13 protein-coding genes and 1 pseudogene are annotated in these 18,315 nt (G+C 40.9%); 12 read left to right on the top strand and 2 right to left on the bottom strand.

The genetic code is table 11. The features are described from left to right. Nucleotides 1-303: 303 nt before the first annotated feature. From RDV63_RS01415 to RDV63_RS01360, 12 genes are all read left to right on the top strand, one after another. Nucleotides 304-2,304, top strand: a complete 2,001-nt coding sequence (locus RDV63_RS01415; RefSeq protein WP_313907741.1) for a hypothetical protein — start codon at nt 304-306, stop codon at nt 2,302-2,304. Between the two features lie 3 nt (nt 2,305-2,307). Next, nucleotides 2,308-3,306, top strand: a complete 999-nt coding sequence (locus RDV63_RS01410; RefSeq protein ID WP_313907740.1) for a hypothetical protein — start codon at nt 2,308-2,310, stop codon at nt 3,304-3,306. Further along, a complete protein-coding gene (locus tag RDV63_RS01405; protein ID WP_313907739.1) occupies nt 3,303-4,706 on the top strand; it encodes a diguanylate cyclase domain-containing protein in 1,404 nt (467 codons plus the stop codon). Before RDV63_RS01410 ends, RDV63_RS01405 begins: the two co-directional genes overlap by 4 nt. Nucleotides 4,707-4,716: 10 nt before the next feature. Further along, nucleotides 4,717-6,021, top strand: coding sequence for a glycosyltransferase (locus RDV63_RS01400; protein ID WP_313907738.1), 1,305 nt, complete (start codon nt 4,717-4,719; stop codon nt 6,019-6,021). 50 nt (nt 6,022-6,071) lie between these two features. Beyond that, complete coding sequence (locus RDV63_RS01395) at nt 6,072-6,818, top strand: hypothetical protein (RefSeq protein ID WP_313907737.1); 747 nt, start codon at nt 6,072-6,074, stop codon at nt 6,816-6,818. 275 nt (nt 6,819-7,093) lie between these two features. Beyond that, complete coding sequence (locus RDV63_RS01390) at nt 7,094-7,861, top strand: DeoR/GlpR family DNA-binding transcription regulator (RefSeq protein WP_313907736.1); 768 nt, start codon at nt 7,094-7,096, stop codon at nt 7,859-7,861. Nucleotides 7,862-7,911: 50 nt separating this feature from the next. Continuing rightward, nucleotides 7,912-9,741, top strand: coding sequence for a glutamine--fructose-6-phosphate transaminase (isomerizing) (glmS, locus tag RDV63_RS01385; RefSeq protein ID WP_313907735.1), 1,830 nt, complete (start codon nt 7,912-7,914; stop codon nt 9,739-9,741). Between the two features lie 159 nt (nt 9,742-9,900). Then, nucleotides 9,901-10,722 (top strand): TnsA endonuclease N-terminal domain-containing protein, encoded by an 822-nt coding sequence (locus tag RDV63_RS01380; protein WP_001029679.1) that lies wholly within the window; start codon nt 9,901-9,903, stop codon nt 10,720-10,722. After that, complete coding sequence (locus RDV63_RS01375) at nt 10,709-12,817, top strand: DDE-type integrase/transposase/recombinase (RefSeq protein ID WP_000267723.1); 2,109 nt, start codon at nt 10,709-10,711, stop codon at nt 12,815-12,817. Before RDV63_RS01380 ends, RDV63_RS01375 begins: the two co-directional genes overlap by 14 nt. Next, nucleotides 12,814-14,481, top strand: coding sequence for an AAA family ATPase (locus tag RDV63_RS01370; protein ID WP_001276994.1), 1,668 nt, complete (start codon nt 12,814-12,816; stop codon nt 14,479-14,481). The genes RDV63_RS01375 and RDV63_RS01370 overlap by 4 nt, the downstream gene beginning before the upstream one ends. Before the next feature lie 2 nt (nt 14,482-14,483). Beyond that, entirely contained in the window at nt 14,484-16,010 is a 1,527-nt protein-coding gene (locus RDV63_RS01365) for a TnsD family Tn7-like transposition protein (RefSeq protein ID WP_001243518.1), read from the top strand. Continuing rightward, nucleotides 16,011-17,627 carry a Tn7-like element transposition protein TnsE gene (locus RDV63_RS01360; RefSeq protein ID WP_000251879.1) on the top strand — a complete coding sequence of 539 codons (1,617 nt, stop codon included), beginning with the start codon at nt 16,011-16,013 and terminating at the stop codon, nt 17,625-17,627. A 55-nt stretch (nt 17,628-17,682) separates the two neighbouring features. Here RDV63_RS01360 and RDV63_RS01355 read toward each other — a convergent pair. Both RDV63_RS01355 and RDV63_RS01350 read right to left on the bottom strand, forming a co-directional pair. Continuing rightward, nucleotides 17,683-17,835, bottom strand: a pseudogene (locus tag RDV63_RS01355) (IS256 family transposase); the annotation flags it as partial. 22 nt (nt 17,836-17,857) lie between these two features. Beyond that, complete coding sequence (locus RDV63_RS01350; protein ID WP_001271300.1) at nt 17,858-18,235, bottom strand: hypothetical protein; 378 nt, start codon at nt 18,233-18,235, stop codon at nt 17,858-17,860. Nucleotides 18,236-18,315: the final 80 nt, after the last annotated feature.

Here is an 18,315-nt window from a genome sequence, read left to right as displayed (position 1 = left end):
AGTGCAAGACAAGTAAACAACGTCAGAGATCCTTTCTAAAAGGCTTTGTTAATTCATTAACAGAGCTGACTATAATATAAATTCACACCTAGATAAAAACAATTCTTAATAGTGTTACTGGGTAATTACTTAATTGTTTCTTAACATGTAAATATTGGTTACAATGTAATCGTAATTGTAGGATATTTAACTTTAAGTTTTATTTATTATTACTTCTAATTTTGTATGGACTACTGGTATTCTATATTGGAACTAAAACTCGGTAGTTAATAGGGCTAAAAATACTTTTTAAATGGATGTGGTATGGGTTTTAGTATTTTTCGTACGGTGTTTATTGCTGTTAATGGGGTAATATTCAGCTCTTATTTTGTAGCGGCAAAACCAGTTGAGCAGGTTTTATGGGATAATGCTCTTGCAGCTTACGAAGTAACTCAGCAGACTCTTGTTAACAGCTTTAAGATTGAAGATGTATCTCGAATTTTGTCTACCGAGTGCAATATGGCTTGGACTAATCAGCATGAAGTTGCTGCACTAGAAGCGCAATCTCAATCTGCAAACCAAGATTATGGCTTGGAGTTGCGAGCAGGTTATACCAGTCGCAATATTGAGCATAGCTTAGATAACGATGATGGTTCTACCTACATGGAGTTGTCTTGGGATATATTGCGGAATGGATATCGCGAAAACCAATACAAAGCCACCGATTACCGTCGTCAAGCGGCTATTAAAACCTTGACGGGTAAATTAAAAAAACATGAACTTAATTATCAGTGTCGTCGTTATAATTTAGCCAAACATTTTTCAGGTATAGAGGCTCACCTTAACGCTATTAAATTAGAGTTTATGGAGTCTATTTATCGTGTTGAAAAAGAAGCTTATTTTTTGGGCGCCAGTTATTTAGACGACTTGTTGATTTCTGAAGAGGATATTTTACTAGCACGGCAAAGTCTAGAGCGTCTACATTCTGATTCTATTTGGCAAGATTCAATGGATACCTTAGTTAATCCCCCTTCTATTAATGTCGACTTACCCGCTTTACTGACTCAGATCCGAGAAAATAAAGACTTTATTGAGATAAGACGATTGGAGCGGTTGCGGATTAAAGATCAATACCAGCGCGAAGATTCTCTTCTTGAAGGTAGCCGCTTTCGCTTGTTTCTAAGAAAAGAATTTGATTTAGCCAGGAATAACAGCGATGAGCTTGTTGCGGGTTTAAGGTTTCAACTCCCTATTACCTTTGGTCAGGCACATTCACAAACGGAAGCTCGTTTAAACCAGTTAGAAAATGATTTAAATCATGAGCAGTGGGAAGTTGCTACTCGTACGCGTTCGGCATATCAGTCTTTACAAGAGCAGCTAGAGCGGACAACTAAGCAGCAGTATCGCGTATTACGAACCAATGAAAAAATGCGTCGAGTATTAAGTTATGCCTCGTTAAATAAAGCCTTAGATATTGCTGCGGTAAACGTAAGGCTAAAAAATTATTTAGATGCTGCAATAGAGCTTATTCAAGCAAAAGAAGAGTTATACCGACGAGTTAATGAAATGTTCTTGGTATCTAGAGTTGATTACGATAGTAGGTTTATTAAAATAAACTCATTAAATGAAACTCAACATAGATCGCGCTCAGGTCAACGTTCAGTTTATATATGGTCAGAGCAATTTAATCAGTATTCTAATCAAGAGCTGTTTCTTTTATTGCAAACTAAAGCAATTAAGCATGCTGTGATCAGTAGTAGCAATAAAGTGAAGCAAGCTAAGTTTTTTCAGTTTATTAAAGAGGCTGATCAGCATGGGTTGCAGGTTAGTCAATTGCTTGGTGAATCTAGCTGGGCTTTAACCGGCAACCATGAAAGAGCACTTGCTGCAATTGAAGTACGCACTCAGTATGGTAATAGCATTCACCTTGATATAGAGCCGCATAGCTTAACTGAATATAAAGAAAATAAACTGATAGTATTAAATCAGTATGTAGCATTAATAGAGTCAATACGCTTGCAGCACCCTAAGCTGCACTTAGCTATCTCAATTCCTCATCACTGGCCAGCAGAAATAATGCAGTCTTTAAATGATTATGTTGATCAAGTATTTTTAATGGCTTATGAAAGCACAGACTTGGAACAGGTTTCAGTCAGAGTCAAACAGGCTTTGGTCTCTATTCCTATGGCAAAACTAGTTATCGCCTTAAGAAAAGAAGAGTTTACTAATGAATTGCAACTAGAAAATGCTATTGAATTTCTTAGTCAGTCTACCGGAGTGACACAATTTGCGGTACACAAACTTGATATTTTTACGCAGGAGTAACTGGTGAAATTATATAACCGTAAAACCCTAATTAGTTCTGCACCGGAAGGCCGGCCACCATCTTCAACTAAATCTAGTTTTACGCAGTGGTTTTATTTTCTTTTTGTTGTTTTTTTAGTGGGCTATTTACTATATTTGCTTATCAAACCTTATTTTATGATTGAAGCAAATGGCTTAGTAGATGTAGAGGTAAAAGACATTGTTGCAGAGCGGTCTGGGGTGTTAAGTGAAATATATGTTGTAGCTAATCAACCTTTTAAAAAAGGGGATTTAATAGCCAAAATTGTACCAGAAAAACACTGTCCAATTGAAGATGATACGCCGCTAGAAAAGCTTGGGTATGATATGGAAGTGCTTAGAAACGATATAAAAGCGTTAAAGCAAGAGCATGACTTCTTTACCGCTCAACAAGTTTCGCCAACTAATATACAGCGTGCCTTAGAGGTTAACGCTTCATTATTTAAAACCCAGCAAAAAGAACAACAAAGTGTGCAACAAACGCTAGAAAAGTTAAACATAGATATCCAAAGAGCAAAAGCCAAGTTGGCTATTATGGCGACGAGACGTGAAAATCTATTACTAACTAAGCAATCACAATCTGTATCGCCTGATTGTGTAGTAAAAGAAGTGTTCGCATTTGAAGATGGCCGCGTTAATGAGGTTAGGGTTCTATCTCAAGGGTACGCAGAAAAAGGTCATCCCATTATAAAGTTTCAACCTAATGATGCTAAAGTAAGCGTTGTATTTTTAGCAGATGCAAAGTTGTATAACTCCTTTGCCAAACAGCCACAATTAATAGTGACCTTTCCAAATGGAGCTGAAAGCTTTGCTCGTATTGAGCGTATAGGCTCAATAGCTAGCAGAGAAAGTGGTAACTTGAATGATTTATTAGTGCAAAACGAAGTGTCGTTAAGGATGACTTTAAGGCCGGTTAATGCTACTGATAATGAGTTGTGGCGTTCGCATGAAAGACTGCCTGTCGTAGTTAGGGGTGGAAGATGAAAAAGAATCCTGTTCAGTTAGTTTTTGCTGAAACAAATACTGCTTTACTACAAGAGAAGGTGACTTTTGCAGATCTAGAGCAAATAAACTGGCAGCAAGTGTCTTATCTTGTTCTGGATGCGACAGATATATCCTCTGCCTATTCTGCATTAGTAAAATTACGACAGCACCGTTGGCCACAGATATATCTACGGCCTGTTGTATTTGTATCATTAAAAGATAAACATGAAACTTGGCAGTGGCAAGCCGCTGATGCTGTTATTGCTCCTAATGGTGAAGGCCAAATAGAGTGGCAAGTTTTACCAGACCGGTTAGAAAGTATTAACAGTTGGATAGATAGCTTAGCGAAGCTTGATGGCGCTGATGATTGCCATTTACCTGTTAGAATATTACGCATACTTGCAAGCCGTAAAATAGATGCCGATCCTATAGCAACATCTGATATCCCTAGTGGTTATACTTATCCTATTCTGCAACCGCTATTTACTTTACAAGACATGGGGCCAATACACATGTTGGCTTATCTACAAGAACAAAAGTTGTTATCACCAACACTGTTTGATCGGGCCCATTTCTGTATTCATTGCGATAGTGCTTTTTTAAACTTTAAAGAAACTTGCGTTGAGTGTGGTTCACATGATTTGGATATTGTAGAGCTAGTTCATCATTTTAAGTGTGCCTTCACCGCGGATATTACCCGTTTTAAACGAGGTAGTGATAGTTTAGTGTGCCCCAAATGCGATAAGCACCTGCGGCATATAGGAGTTGATTACGACAAACCTTCAGTTGTTAACAAGTGTCGCGTCTGCCAGCATGTAGGGCAGGATGCGAATGTGGTCGCAAAATGTTTTAATTGTAGCTGTACAACAGAATCTAGATTTTTAGACTTACGCAGAATAAATAATTATAAAATAACCTCTGTTGGCCTTAATGCTGCTTTCTATGGTTTACAAACTTATTTTACAAACATACTAGAACAAGAGTTAGCTCTGGTTGCTTTACGAGAGTTCGAGTTTATTACAAATATTGAAGCGGCTCGAATTTCTCGCTATGGCAAGTCCCAAAGTGCTTTAGCAATAGTACGTTTTGTTGGTTTAGATAAAATTCATTTTGAGCTTGGCAGCAAGGCAAAACAAGTTTTTTTTGAGTTAGCGAATATTTTCAAGGGTATCTTAAGAGAAACAGATGTTATCACAGCATACAATGAAAGTATGTTTGTGATATTGATGACTGAAACGAGTAAAGAAAAAGCTGATCTTGCGTTAGACCGATTAAAAAAAGCCATTGAGCAGCTATTTAATGAAAACTTTGCACAAACACTGAATATGCAAATTAAAGCGATTAATGTTGAACCTAATTTAAAGGTAAGGCAGATATTAGAAGAGTTTCTTAACAGTTGAGGCGACAGATTTGATTGAGCAGGCGCTTGTATTTTTATTTAATTTAAATGCTTGGCAGTTGCTTGGTTATTTTTGGCCATTTTTTATCATTGATATGGTGCGCTATGTCATTATTGAAGGCTTGGTACTACTATATTATTTGCCAAAAAGAAAACGCAGCGCCTCCCGCTATAACGCAGCAAGAAAGCAACTATTTAAACAAAAACCTTTAATTTCTATTATTGTGCCAGGTAAAAACGAAGGTAAACATATTCCTAAGTTAGTGCAAACCCTGAGTGAGCAAAGCTACCCCTTTTTCGAGTTAATTGTTGTTGATGATGGTTCTGATGATGATACGCCGCAGATATGTTTAGAGCTTGAACGACAAGGCATGATCGACTGTTTTATTAGAAATTCTATTCGAGGAGGTAAAGCCTCTGCGGCTAATACCGCACTTCAGTTCACTAGAGGTAACTATATAGTACATATAGATGCCGACTCACATATGGCCAGCGATGCACTAGAAACTATAATGCTGCCATTTTTTATGGACCCTGATATTGGCTGTGTTGGTGGCGATGTGCGGGTCGCTAATTATAGCGATAGTTTCGCTACGCAAGTACAAGGCGTTGAATACTCAAAGAGCTTAATGCTCAGTAGAACAGTGTCATCGCAACTTGGTATCTTACGCATTGTATCTGGTGCTTATGGTGCTTTTCGTAAGGATGTTTTAGATAAAATTTATGGCTGGGATGTTGGTCCTGGTCTAGATGGCGACATTACACTGAAGATCCGTAAGTTAGGCTATAAAGTAGTACATGAACCAGCTAGTGTATGTTATACCAATGTTCCTCAAGGTTTCTGGAAATTAGCCAAGCAACGCTTTCGCTGGGATAAATCGATGATTCGATTTCGCTTGCGCAAGCATAGAGATATTTTATTGCCTTCTGCAGAGTTTAAATGGAGTAACTTTATAGCTGTTGCAGATAACTTAATTTTTAATTTATTCTTTGATATTAAGTGGTTTATCTATTTTTTTTATATAATACAGCTAAACCCAACCTATATAGCCTTTCTATTAATTATAAATTATTTGTTATATTTTGCTTCAAATTTAGTGCAATGGCTTTTCTCTGTTATTGTGCAACGGAGATTAGGACAAACACCAAATTATCAATCAGTTATGTTTATTTTATTAATGCCTCTTTACACTGGTGTTTTTTTAAGGTTTATACGTACTTTTTCTTATGTAATGGAAATTGTAAATAAAAGCTCTTATGTCGATAAATGGAACCCGTGGAAAGTATCAAAGATTGCAAAGCAGAACAAATTGTAGAATAATAGCATTGTGGGTTTTTTATACACTTAAAACAATGGATAGTTAGAATGAAAAAAGCTTTAGTTGGATTTTTACTGGTTTTGGTATCGTTAACGGCTAATGCTGCCATAATTCCTATTGATACGTCAAATTGGTTACAGCTTGCGGGGCCATCTAATGATAGAAACACTGGTGCTTGGGTCGGTTTAAAAGGTCAAAAACCTGAAAAGAAAGGGAATAGTTCAGGTAGTTTAGTTAGTGATTTTTATTTACATGGCGACTTTATCTTTAGTGGTTTTGCTACCCCTACCTCTACAGAGTTTGATGATAATGATATTATTGGCTTAGTTTTTGGGTGGCAAGATGAGCAAAACCACTATCGTTTAGGCTGGACACAAACTCAACGTCCAGGCACTGATGATGATAAGTCGACAAAGGATATTACAGGCCGTACAGGTTTGTTTTTAATTCAAGAGTTTGAAGGCGTTTCTAGCACTTTATTTAATATAGCTGATTTGTTTTGGCAAGATGATTTTACTTATGCTTTTGAAATAAGCCGTCAGGATGAATTGTTAAATATTTTATTTGGTGATATTTCATTTACTCTTGATAACACAACCTTTGTAGATGGTCGAGTTGGTGTATATACAGAGAGCCAAACAGCACGCTTTAATCAATTAAATGTAATTGTGCCTGATACGGTATTTGACCCTGCTAATCCTGTTGCTAAAATTTCTGAACCTATAGGTATGGCAGTATTTTTATCTGGGCTGTTGTTACTTTGTGCAGCGCCTAGAGTATCACGTAAAAGCTGAAATAATATCTCTTTATATTGATAGTACTGTTGCTCAGTATTATTAAATCTATCAAAAAGGCGTACTTATTAAGTGCGCTTTTTTACTTTAAGTAGCAATATAATCCTCCTACTCTTTTTTATGTTAGGTTTTCTGGCATTTATGCCTTCATTTTTAATTATAAATTAAAGCTAAATCTTGCAAAAAATCTAATATTAATTAAAATACCTTTCGAAACGAAACTTGATCGAAAGATAAAGTTACCCATAGCTGAAAAAGTGTATTAAATAAACCTTATGAATAAGCGCAATACCCAGCAACGACGGCATTTAATTGTTAGCCAATTAAAAGAGCAAGGTGAGCTTTCTGTTGAGCAATTAGCTGAGCGATTCCAAACGTCAGAGGTGACTATTCGTAAAGACTTAACCGTGCTAGAGCAGGCGGGTTTGTTGTTACGCCGCTATGGTGGTGCTATGCCTATACCACAAGACTTTGTTAGTGAAAGCAGTTTAGAGCAAGTTTCAAAGCGAAAGATGGCTATTGCTAAAGCTGCAGGCGAATTAATTAAAGATCATTACCGCATTATTATTGATAGTGGCCGGACAACAGCTGCCTTATTACCCGAGCTGTCTATTAAACGTGGTTTGGTGGTAATGACGAATTCGTTGGCGGTAGCAAATGCCTTACGAGAATTAGAAAACGAACCCACCTTATTAATGACAGGCGGTACTTGGGATCCGCAGTCTGAAGCTTTTCAAGGCCAATTAGCAGAGCAGATGTTACGTAACTATGATTTTGATCAGCTTTTTATCGGTGCTGACAGCATAGATTTAGAACGAGGTACTACTACTTATAATGAGCTATATAGTTTGAGTAGAGTGATGGCCGATGTAGCGCGAGAAGTTATCGTTATGTTGGAGTCAGATAAGTTAGGCCGTAAAATTCATAATTTAGAACTGCCTTGGTCAAGCATAAAAGTATTAATTACAGACCAAGGATTAGCGCTGGGCGATGCGGCGCGAATAGAACAACAGGGTGTAACAGTGATCCGGGTTCAGGCTTAAGTCACAGTAGCGCTTTATATTAATAAGCAAAAAAATTACTGGAGCAAATTATGTGTGGAATAGTGGGTGCGGTAGCGCAGCGCGATGTGGTGGATATTTTGGTTGAAGGTTTACGCCGTTTAGAATATCGCGGCTACGACTCAGCGGGTGTTGCTATAGTCAGTGAAGAGGGGCATTTAAGCCGAGTACGCCGTTTAGGTAAAGTAAAAGAATTGGCCGATGCTATTAGTGCCGAGCCAGTTGTTGGTGGTACCGGTATTGCACATACCCGCTGGGCAACCCATGGTGAACCAAGCGAGCGTAACGCTCACCCACATATTTCTAGCCACATTAGTGTGGTTCATAACGGTATTATTGAAAACCATAGTGCATTACGTGAAGCGTTAACGGCCAAAGGCTATGTGTTTACTTCAGACACTGATACTGAAGTGATTGCGCACTTGGTAGAAGAAGAGCTTAAAACAGCTGGCTCTTTGCTGGCAGCAGTGCAAAACACAGTAAAACAGTTACACGGTGCTTATGGCACGGTATTGCTTGATAAAAATGATGCTAGCCGTGTGGTAGTCGCGCGTTCAGGTAGCCCGTTAGTCATAGGTTTAGGCATTGGTGAAAACTTTATTGCTTCAGATCAATTAGCTTTATTGCCTGTTACCCGTCGTTTTATCTTTTTAGAAGAAGGTGATGTGGCTGAAATTACTCGGCATAGCGTGCGTATTTTTGATAAAGACGGTAAGGCGATAGAGCGTGAAATACACGAGTCTAATGTCAGTTACGACGCTGGCGACAAAGGCCAATACCGCCATTTTATGCTAAAAGAAATATACGAACAGCCACATGCTATTAATAACACCTTAGAAGGCCGCTTAAGTAACGACAGCGTTTTGGACGAAACCTTTGGCAATGGCGCCGCAGCATTATTTAAGCAAGTTAAGCATGTACAAATTGTTGCTTGTGGTACTAGTTATCACTCTGGCATGGTGGCGCGTTACTGGTTGGAGTCGCTAGGTGGTATTTCATGCACAGTCGAGATAGCTTCAGAGTTTCGTTATCGTAAGTCGTTCGTGCAGCCAAATAGTTTATTAGTCAGTATCTCGCAATCAGGTGAAACCGCTGACACCTTAGCAGCCTTAAGATTAGCTAAAGACTTAGGTTATTTAGGCAGTTTAACAATCTGTAACGTTGCAGGTTCTTCATTAGTGCGAGAGTCTGACTTAGCCTTTATGACCCGTGCTGGTGCTGAAATTGGTGTTGCTTCAACCAAAGCCTTTACTACCCAGCTAGTAGGTTTAGCCATGCTAACGCTGGCAATTGGTAAATATAACGGTTTAACCGAACAAAAACAGCGCGAGCTTACCGATGCGCTAAAAAGCTTACCAGCAAAACTAGAGCAAACCTTAGCGCTGGCGCCACAAATTGAAGCTTTAGCGGAAGAGTTTGCTGATAAAAATCATGCTTTATTCTTAGGCCGTGGCGATCAATACCCTATCGCTATGGAAGGGGCGTTAAAGCTTAAAGAAATTTCCTATATTCACGCTGAAGCCTACGCCGCAGGCGAGTTAAAACACGGCCCGCTGGCGCTAATAGATGCCAAAATGCCAATTATTGTTGTCGCGCCTAATAACGATTTATTAGAAAAACTACAATCAAACGTTGAAGAAGTGCGTGCCCGCGGCGGTATTTTATATGTGTTCGCAGATACTAACGCTAGGTTTAAGTCAGATGACACTATGCGGGTTATTAATGTGCCGCATGTTTCTGAGTTAATAGCGCCAATTGTATACACCCTGCCATTACAGTTATTAAGCTACTATGTTGCCATTATTAAAGGTACAGACGTAGATCAACCACGTAACTTAGCTAAATCGGTAACGGTTGAGTAAGTAAGCTAAGGCGTTTTATAACTAATGTGGGCGGACAATAAAGTCTTAAACTGAACAAAATAGATCTAAACTATGACAATAAAGTCTTAAACTAGACAGAATAGTTGTAAACTGAAATCAGTCCAGTTATGCTGTGAAAAAGCATACTGGACTTTTGTTATGGCTAAAGCAAACTCTTCATTTTCTGAAGTGCAAATTGCCCGTCGTATTAAAGAGGGGCGTGGCCAAGGGCATGGTAAAGACTATATTCCATGGCTAACAGTACAAGAAGTTCCTTCTTCAGGTCGTTCCCACCGTATTTATTCTCATAAGACGGGACGAGTCCATCATTTGCTATCTGACTTAGAGCTTGCTGTTTTTCTCAGTCTTGAGTGGGAGAGCAGCGTGCTAGATATACGCGAGCAGTTCCCCTTATTACCTAGTGATACCAGGCAGATTGCAATAGATAGTGGTATTAAGCATCCTGTTATTCGTGGTGTAGATCAGGTTATGTCTACTGATTTTTTAGTGGACTGCAAAGATGGTCCTTTTGAGCAGTTTGCTATTCAAGTCAAACCTGCAGCAGCCTTACAAGACGAGCGTACCTTAGAAAAACTAGAACTAGAGCGTCGCTATTGGCAGCAAAAGCAAATTCCTTGGTTCATTTTTACTGATAAAGAAATAAATCCCGTAGTAAAAGAAAATATTGAATGGCTTTATTCAGTGAAAACAGAAGAAGTTTCTGCGGAGCTTTTAGCACAACTATCCCCATTGGCCCATATCCTGCAAGAAAAAGGAGATGAAAACATTATCAATGTCTGTAAGCAGGTTGATATTGCTTATGATTTGGAGTTAGGCAAAACATTGAGTGAGATACGAGCCTTAACCGCAAATGGTTTTATTAAGTTCAATATTTATAAGTCTTTCAGGGCAAATAAGTGTGCAGATCTCTGTATTAGCCAAGTAGTGAATATGGAGGAGTTGCGCTATGTGGCAAATTAATGAGGTTGTGCTATTTGATAATGATCCGTATCGCATTTTGGCTATAGAGGATGGCCAAGTTGTCTGGATGCAAATAAGCGCTGATAAAGGAGTTCCACAAGCTAGGGCTGAGTTGTTGCTAATGCAGTATTTAGATGAAGGCCGCTTAGTTAGAACTGATGACCCTTATGTACATCTTGATTTAGAAGAGCCGTCTGTAGATTCTGTCAGCTTCCAGAAGCGCGAGGAGGATTATCGAAAAATTCTTCCTATTATTAATAGTAAGGATCGTTTCGACCCTAAAGTCAGAAGCGAACTCGTTGAGCATGTGGTCCAAGAACATAAGGTTACTAAGGCTACAGTTTATAAGTTGTTACGCCGTTACTGGCAGCGTGGTCAAACGCCTAATGCATTAATTCCTGACTACAAAAACAGCGGTGCACCAGGGGAAAGACGTTCAGCGACAGGAACAGCAAAGATTGGCCGAGCCAGAGAATATGGTAAGGGTGAAGGAACCAAGGTAACGCCCGAGATTGAACGCCTTTTTAGGTTGACCATAGAAAAGCACCTGTTAAATCAAAAAGGTACAAAGACCACCGTTGCCTATAGACGATTTGTGGACTTGTTTGCTCAGTATTTTCCTCGCATTCCCCAAGAGGATTACCCAACACTACGTCAGTTTCGTTATTTTTATGATCGAGAATACCCTAAAGCTCAGCGCTTAAAGTCTAGAGTTAAAGCAGGGGTATATAAAAAAGACGTACGACCCTTAAGTAGTACAGCCACTTCTCAGGCGTTAGGCCCTGGGAGTCGTTATGAGATTGATGCCACGATTGCTGATATTTATTTAGTGGATCATCATGATCGCCAAAAAATCATAGGAAGACCAACGCTTTACATTGTGATTGATGTGTTTAGTCGGATGATCACGGGCTTTTATATCGGCTTTGAAAATCCGTCTTATGTGGTGGCGATGCAGGCTTTTGTAAATGCTTGCTCTGACAAAACGGCCATTTGTGCCCAGCATGATATTGAGATTAGTAGCTCAGACTGGCCGTGTGTAGGTTTGCCAGATGTGTTGCTAGCGGACCGTGGCGAATTAATGAGTCATCAGGTCGAAGCCTTAGTTTCTAGTTTTAATGTGCGAGTGGAAAGTGCTCCACCTAGACGTGGCGATGCTAAAGGCATAGTGGAAAGCACTTTTAGAACACTACAAGCCGAGTTTAAGTCCTTTGCACCTGGCATTGTAGAGGGCAGTCGGATCAAAAGCCATGGTGAAACAGACTATAGGTTAGATGCATCTCTGTCGGTATTTGAGTTCACACAAATTATTTTGCGTACGATCTTATTCAGAAATAACCATCTGGTGATGGATAAATACGATCGAGATGCTGATTTTCCTACAGATTTACCGTCTATTCCTGTCCAGCTATGGCAATGGGGTATGCAGCATCGTACAGGTAGTTTAAGGGCTGTGGAGCAAGAGCAGTTGCGAGTAGCGTTACTGCCTCGCCGAAAGGTCTCTATTTCTTCATTTGGCGTTAATTTGTGGGGTTTGTATTACTCGGGGTCAGAGATTCTGCGTGAGGGTTGGTTGCAGCGGAGCACTGATATAGCTAGACCTCAACATTTAGAAGCGGCTTATGACCCAGTGCTGGTTGATACGATTTATTTGTTTCCGCAAGTTGGCAGCCGTGTATTTTGGCGCTGTAATCTGACGGAACGTAGTCGGCAGTTTAAAGGTCTCTCATTTTGGGAGGTTTGGGATATACAAGCACAAGAAAAACACAATAAAGCCAATGCGAAGCAGGATGAGTTAACTAAACGCAGGGAGCTTGAGGCGTTTATTCAGCAAACCATTCAGAAAGCGAATAAGTTAACGCCCAGTACTACTGAGCCCAAATCAACACGCATTAAGCAGATTAAAACTAATAAAAAAGAAGCCGTGACCTCGGAGCGTAAAAAACGTGCGGAGCATTTGAAGCCAAGCTCTTCAGGTGATGAGGCTAAAGTTATTCCTTTCAACGCAGTGGAAGCGGATGATCAAGAAGATTACAGCCTACCCACATACGTGCCTGAATTATTTCAGGATCCACCAGAAAAGGATGAGTCATGAGTGCTACCCGGATTCAAGCAGTTTATCGTGATACGGGGGTAGAGGCTTATCGTGATAATCCTTTTATCGAGGCCTTACCACCATTACAAGAGTCAGTGAATAGTGCTGCATCACTGAAATCCTCTTTACAGCTTACTTCCTCTGACTTGCAAAAGTCCCGTGTTATCAGAGCTCATACCATTTGTCGTATTCCAGATGACTATTTTCAGCCATTAGGTACGCATTTGCTACTAAGTGAGCGTATTTCGGTCATGATTCGAGGTGGCTACGTAGGCAGAAATCCTAAAACAGGAGATTTACAAAAGCATTTACAAAATGGTTATGAGCGTGTTCAAACGGGAGAGTTGGAGACATTTCGCTTTGAGGAGGCACGATCTACGGCACAAAGCTTATTGTTAATTGGTTGTTCTGGTAGTGGGAAGACGACCTCTCTTCATCGTATTCTAGCCACGTATCCTCAGGTGATTTACCATCGTGAACTCAATGTAGAGCAGGTGGTGTATTTGAAAATAGACTGCTCGCATAATGGTTCGCTAAAAGAAATCTGCTTGAATTTTTTCAGAGCGTTGGATCGAGCCTTGGGCTCGAACTATGAGCGTCGTTATGGCTTAAAACGTCATGGTATAGAAACCATGTTGGCTTTGATGTCGCAAATAGCCAATGCACATGCTTTAGGGTTGTTGGTTATTGATGAAATTCAGCATTTAAGCCGCTCTCGTTCGGGTGGATCTCAAGAGATGCTGAACTTTTTTGTGACGATGGTGAATATTATTGGCGTACCAGTGATGTTGATTGGTACCCCTAAAGCACGAGAGATTTTTGAGGCTGATTTGCGGTCTGCACGTAGAGGGGCAGGGTTTGGAGCTATATTCTGGGATCCTATACAACAAACGCAACGTGGAAAGCCCAATCAAGAGTGGATCGCTTTTACGGATAATCTTTGGCAATTACAGCTTTTACAACGCAAAGATGCGCTGTTATCGGATGAGGTCCGTGATGTGTGGTATGAGCTAAGCCAAGGAGTGATGGACATTGTAGTAAAACTTTTTGTACTCGCTCAGCTCCGTGCGCTAGCTTTAGGCAATGAGCGTATTACCGCTGGTTTATTGCGGCAAGTGTATCAAGATGAGTTAAAGCCTGTGCACCCCATGCTAGAGGCATTACGCTCGGGTATCCCAGAACGCATTGCTCGTTATTCTGATCTAGTCGTTCCCGAGATTGATAAACGGTTAATCCAACTTCAGCTAGATATCGCAGCGATACAAGAACAAACACCAGAAGAAAAAGCCCTTCAAGAGTTAGATACCGAAGATCAGCGTCATTTATATCTGATGCTGAAAGAGGATTACGATTCAAGCCTGTTAATTCCCACTATTAAAAAAGCGTTTAGCCAGAATCCAACGATGACAAGACAAAAGTTACTGCCTCTTGTTTTGCAGTGGTTGATGGAAGGCGAAACGGTAGTGTCAGAACTAGAAAAGCCCTCCAAGAGTAAAAAGGTTTCGGCTATAAAGGTAGTCAAGCCCAGCGACTGGGATAGCTTGCCTGATACGGATTTACGTTATATCTATTCACAACGCCAACCTGAAAAAACCATGCATGAACGGTTAAAAGGGAAAGGGGTAATAGTGGATATGGCGAGCTTATTTAAACAAGCAGGTTAGCCATGAGAAACTTTCCTGTTCCGTACTCGAATGAGCTGATTTATAGCACTATTGCACGGGCAGGCGTTTATCAAGGGATTGTTAGTCCTAAGCAGCTGTTGGATGAGGTGTATGGCAACCGCAAGGTGGTCGCTACCTTAGGTCTGCCCTCGCATTTAGGTGTGATAGCAAGACATCTACATCAAACAGGACGTTACGCTGTTCAGCAGCTTATTTATGAGCATACCTTATTCCCTTTATATGCTCCGTTTGTAGGCAAGGAGCGCCGAGACGAAGCTATTCGGTTAATGGAGTACCAAGCGCAAGGTGCGGTGCATTTAATGCTAGGAGTCGCTGCTTCTAGAGTTAAGAGCGATAACCGCTTTAGATACTGCCCTGATTGCGTTGCTCTTCAGCTAAATAGGTATGGGGAAGCCTTTTGGCAACGAGATTGGTATTTGCCCGCTTTGCCATATTGTCCAAAACACGGTGCTTTAGTCTTCTTTGATAGAGCTGTAGATGATCACCGACATCAATTTTGGGCTTTGGGTCATACTGAGCTGCTTTCAGACTACCCCAAAGACTCCCTATCTCAATTAACAGCACTAGCTGCTTATATAGCCCCTCTGTTAGATGCTCCACGAGCGCAAGAGCTTTCCCCAAGCCTTGAGCAGTGGACGCTGTTTTATCAGCGCTTAGCGCAGGATCTAGGGCTAACCAAAAGCAAGCACATTCGTCATGACTTGGTGGCGGAGAGAGTGAGGCAGACTTTTAGTGATGAGGCACTAGAGAAACTGGATTTAAAGTTGGCAGAGAACAAGGACACGTGTTGGCTGAAAAGTATATTCCGTAAGCATAGAAAAGCCTTTAGTTATTTACAGCATAGTATTGTGTGGCAAGCCTTATTGCCAAAACTAACGGTTATAGAAGCGCTACAGCAGGCAAGTGCTCTTACTGAGCACTCTATAACGACAAGACCTGTTAGCCAGTCTGTGCAACCTAACTCTGAAGATTTATCTGTTAAGCATAAAGACTGGCAGCAACTAGTGCATAAATACCAAGGAATTAAGGCGGCAAGACAGTCTTTAGAGGGTGGGGTGCTATACGCTTGGCTTTACCGACATGACAGGGATTGGCTAGTTCACTGGAATCAACAGCATCAACAAGAGCGTCTGGCACCCGCCCCTAGAGTTGATTGGAACCAAAGAGATCGAATTGCTGTACGACAACTATTAAGAATCATAAAGCGTCTAGATAGTAGCCTTGATCACCCAAGAGCGACATCGAGCTGGCTGTTAAAGCAAACTCCTAACGGAACCTCTCTTGCAAAAAATCTACAGAAACTGCCTTTGGTAGCGCTTTGCTTAAAGCGTTACTCAGAGAGTGTGGAAGATTATCAAATTAGACGGATTAGCCAAGCTTTTATTAAGCTTAAACAGGAAGATGTTGAGCTTAGGCGCTGGCGATTATTAAGAAGTGCAACGTTATCTAAAGAGCGGATAACTGAGGAAGCACAAAGATTCTTGGAAATGGTTTATGGGGAAGAGTGAGTGGTTAGGCTAGCTACATTTAATGACAATGTGCAGGTTGTACATATTGGTCATTTATTCCGTAACTCGGGTCATAAGGAGTGGCGTATTTTTGTTTGGTTTAATCCAATGCAAGAACGGAAATGGACTCGATTTACTCATTTGCCTTTATTAAGTCGAGCTAAGGTGGTTAACAGTACAACAAAGCAAATAAATAAGGCGGATCGTGTGATTGAGTTTGAAGCATCGGATCTTCAACGAGCCAAAATAATCGATTTTCCTAATCTCTCGTCCTTTGCTTCCGTACGCAACAAGGATGGAGCGCAGAGTTCATTTATTTACGAAGCTGAAACACCATATAGCAAGACTCGTTATCACATCCCACAGTTAGAGCTAGCTCGGTCATTATTTTTAATTAACTCCTATTTCTGTCGAAGCTGTTTGAGCAGTACCGCTTTACAGCAAGAGTTCGACGTTCAGTATGAGGTTGAGCGAGATCATTTAGAGATAAGGATCTTACCCAGTTCATCGTTTCCTAAAGGGGCGTTAGAGCAGTCGGCCGTAGTGCAGCTTTTGGTTTGGTTGTTTTCGGATCAAGATGTTATGGATTCGTATGAAAGTATTTTTAGGCACTATCAACAAAATAGAGAAATTAAGAACGGCGTTGAAAGCTGGTGCTTTAGCTTTGACCCTCCGCCCATGCAGGGTTGGAAATTACATGTAAAAGGACGTTCTTCTAACGAGGATAAGGATTATTTAGTTGAGGAAATAGTAGGTTTAGAAATCAACGCTATGCTTCCTAGCACAACAGCTATTAGCCATGCCTCTTTTCAGGAAAAGGAGGCAGGTGATGGTAGTACGCAGCACATAGCGGTTTCAACAGAGTCAGTTGTTGATGATGAGCATCTACAGTTGGACGATGAGGAAACAGCCAATATAGACACAGACACACGAGTCATAGAGGCTGAGCCGACATGGATAAGTTTTAGTAGACCTAGTCGAATTGAAAAATCTCGCAGGGCAAGAAAAAGTAGCCAAACTATTTTAGAAAAAGAAGAAGCAACAACAAGTGAAAATAGTAATTTGGTTAGTACTGATGAGCCACACTTAGGTGGTGTCCTAGCAGCGGCAGATGTGGGTGGGAAGCAGGATGCAACCAATTACAACTCTATTTTTGCTAATCGATTTGCTGCTTTTGATGAGCTACTTTCAATTCTAAAAACTAAATTTGCATGTCGGGTGCTTTTTGAAGAAACCTTGGTTTTGCCAAAAGTTGGGCGTAGCCGATTACATCTGTGTAAAGATGGCTCACCAAGAGTGATTAAAGCCGTTGGGGTGCAACGTAATGGCAGTGAATTTGTATTGCTAGAGGTGGATGCATCGGATGGGGTGAAAATGCTTTCTACCAAAGTGTTGAGTGGCGTTGATAGCGAAACATGGCGGAATGATTTTGAAAAGATACGGCGTGGAGTGGTGAAGAGCTCATTGAATTGGCCAAATAGTTTGTTTGATCAATTATATGGACAAGACGGGCATAGAGGGGTGAATCATCCAAAGGGGTTGGGGGAGCTGCAAGTATCGAGAGAGGATATGGAAGGGTGGGCTGAGAGAGTGGTTAGAGAGCAATTTACGCATTAAAGGAATGACTGAAAGAGCCTGTAAACCCTTTTGTGTAAGTGCTTTTGCCGGTCAGTTAAAGGTGGCCATTTAAACGGTCACCAAATTCGATCATAAAACGGTTCATGGCCGGCTTCCAGTTGCGGATCGGCATCGTCCATTTCTTGGTCGCCGCCTGGATAGCCAGGTACACCACCTTCATCGCTGATTCGTCCGTAGGGAACACCTTGAGTTCATATTAATGGAATTTTCTACAAATAGCCTCCGTGGTTTTGAGGGGGGATTACAGACGATCCATAGTAGTAATCCAATGAGTTCTTGAGCGCGGCGACATGTTTGGACGCCTTGGCAAAAATTAGAGCCTGCTTGAAGTGCAGGCGAGCACGTGCTTGGACGATTGATCCATTCGCGGTCAAAAACTCAATCTTGGATGACAGCGTGTCAGGAAATCCAATATCGAAGTCCCGCCCCGTGTCAAAGTAGGGCATTTCATGATCAAAGGACGAAGCTTCCCAGGCCACTTCCCTAATATTCCAGCCGCTAGAAACAAGATTTCGTACGACTTCATCAACTTTTTTGCTTTCCAACTTGTCACAAAGTGCATAGGCAAGAGCTTTGGCGGCAGACACGTGCGTTTCCTCTTAAACATAGGTCGAACGGATACCCGAGGCAAAGCGGAGCATTAGTCCCAAAGCATCTCCGGTAGATC

It is taken from the genome of Rheinheimera sp. MMS21-TC3, from assembly GCF_032229285.1.
Classification (GTDB): domain Bacteria; phylum Pseudomonadota; class Gammaproteobacteria; order Enterobacterales; family Alteromonadaceae; genus Alishewanella.
This window is presented reverse-complemented; position numbering and strand designations above follow the sequence as displayed.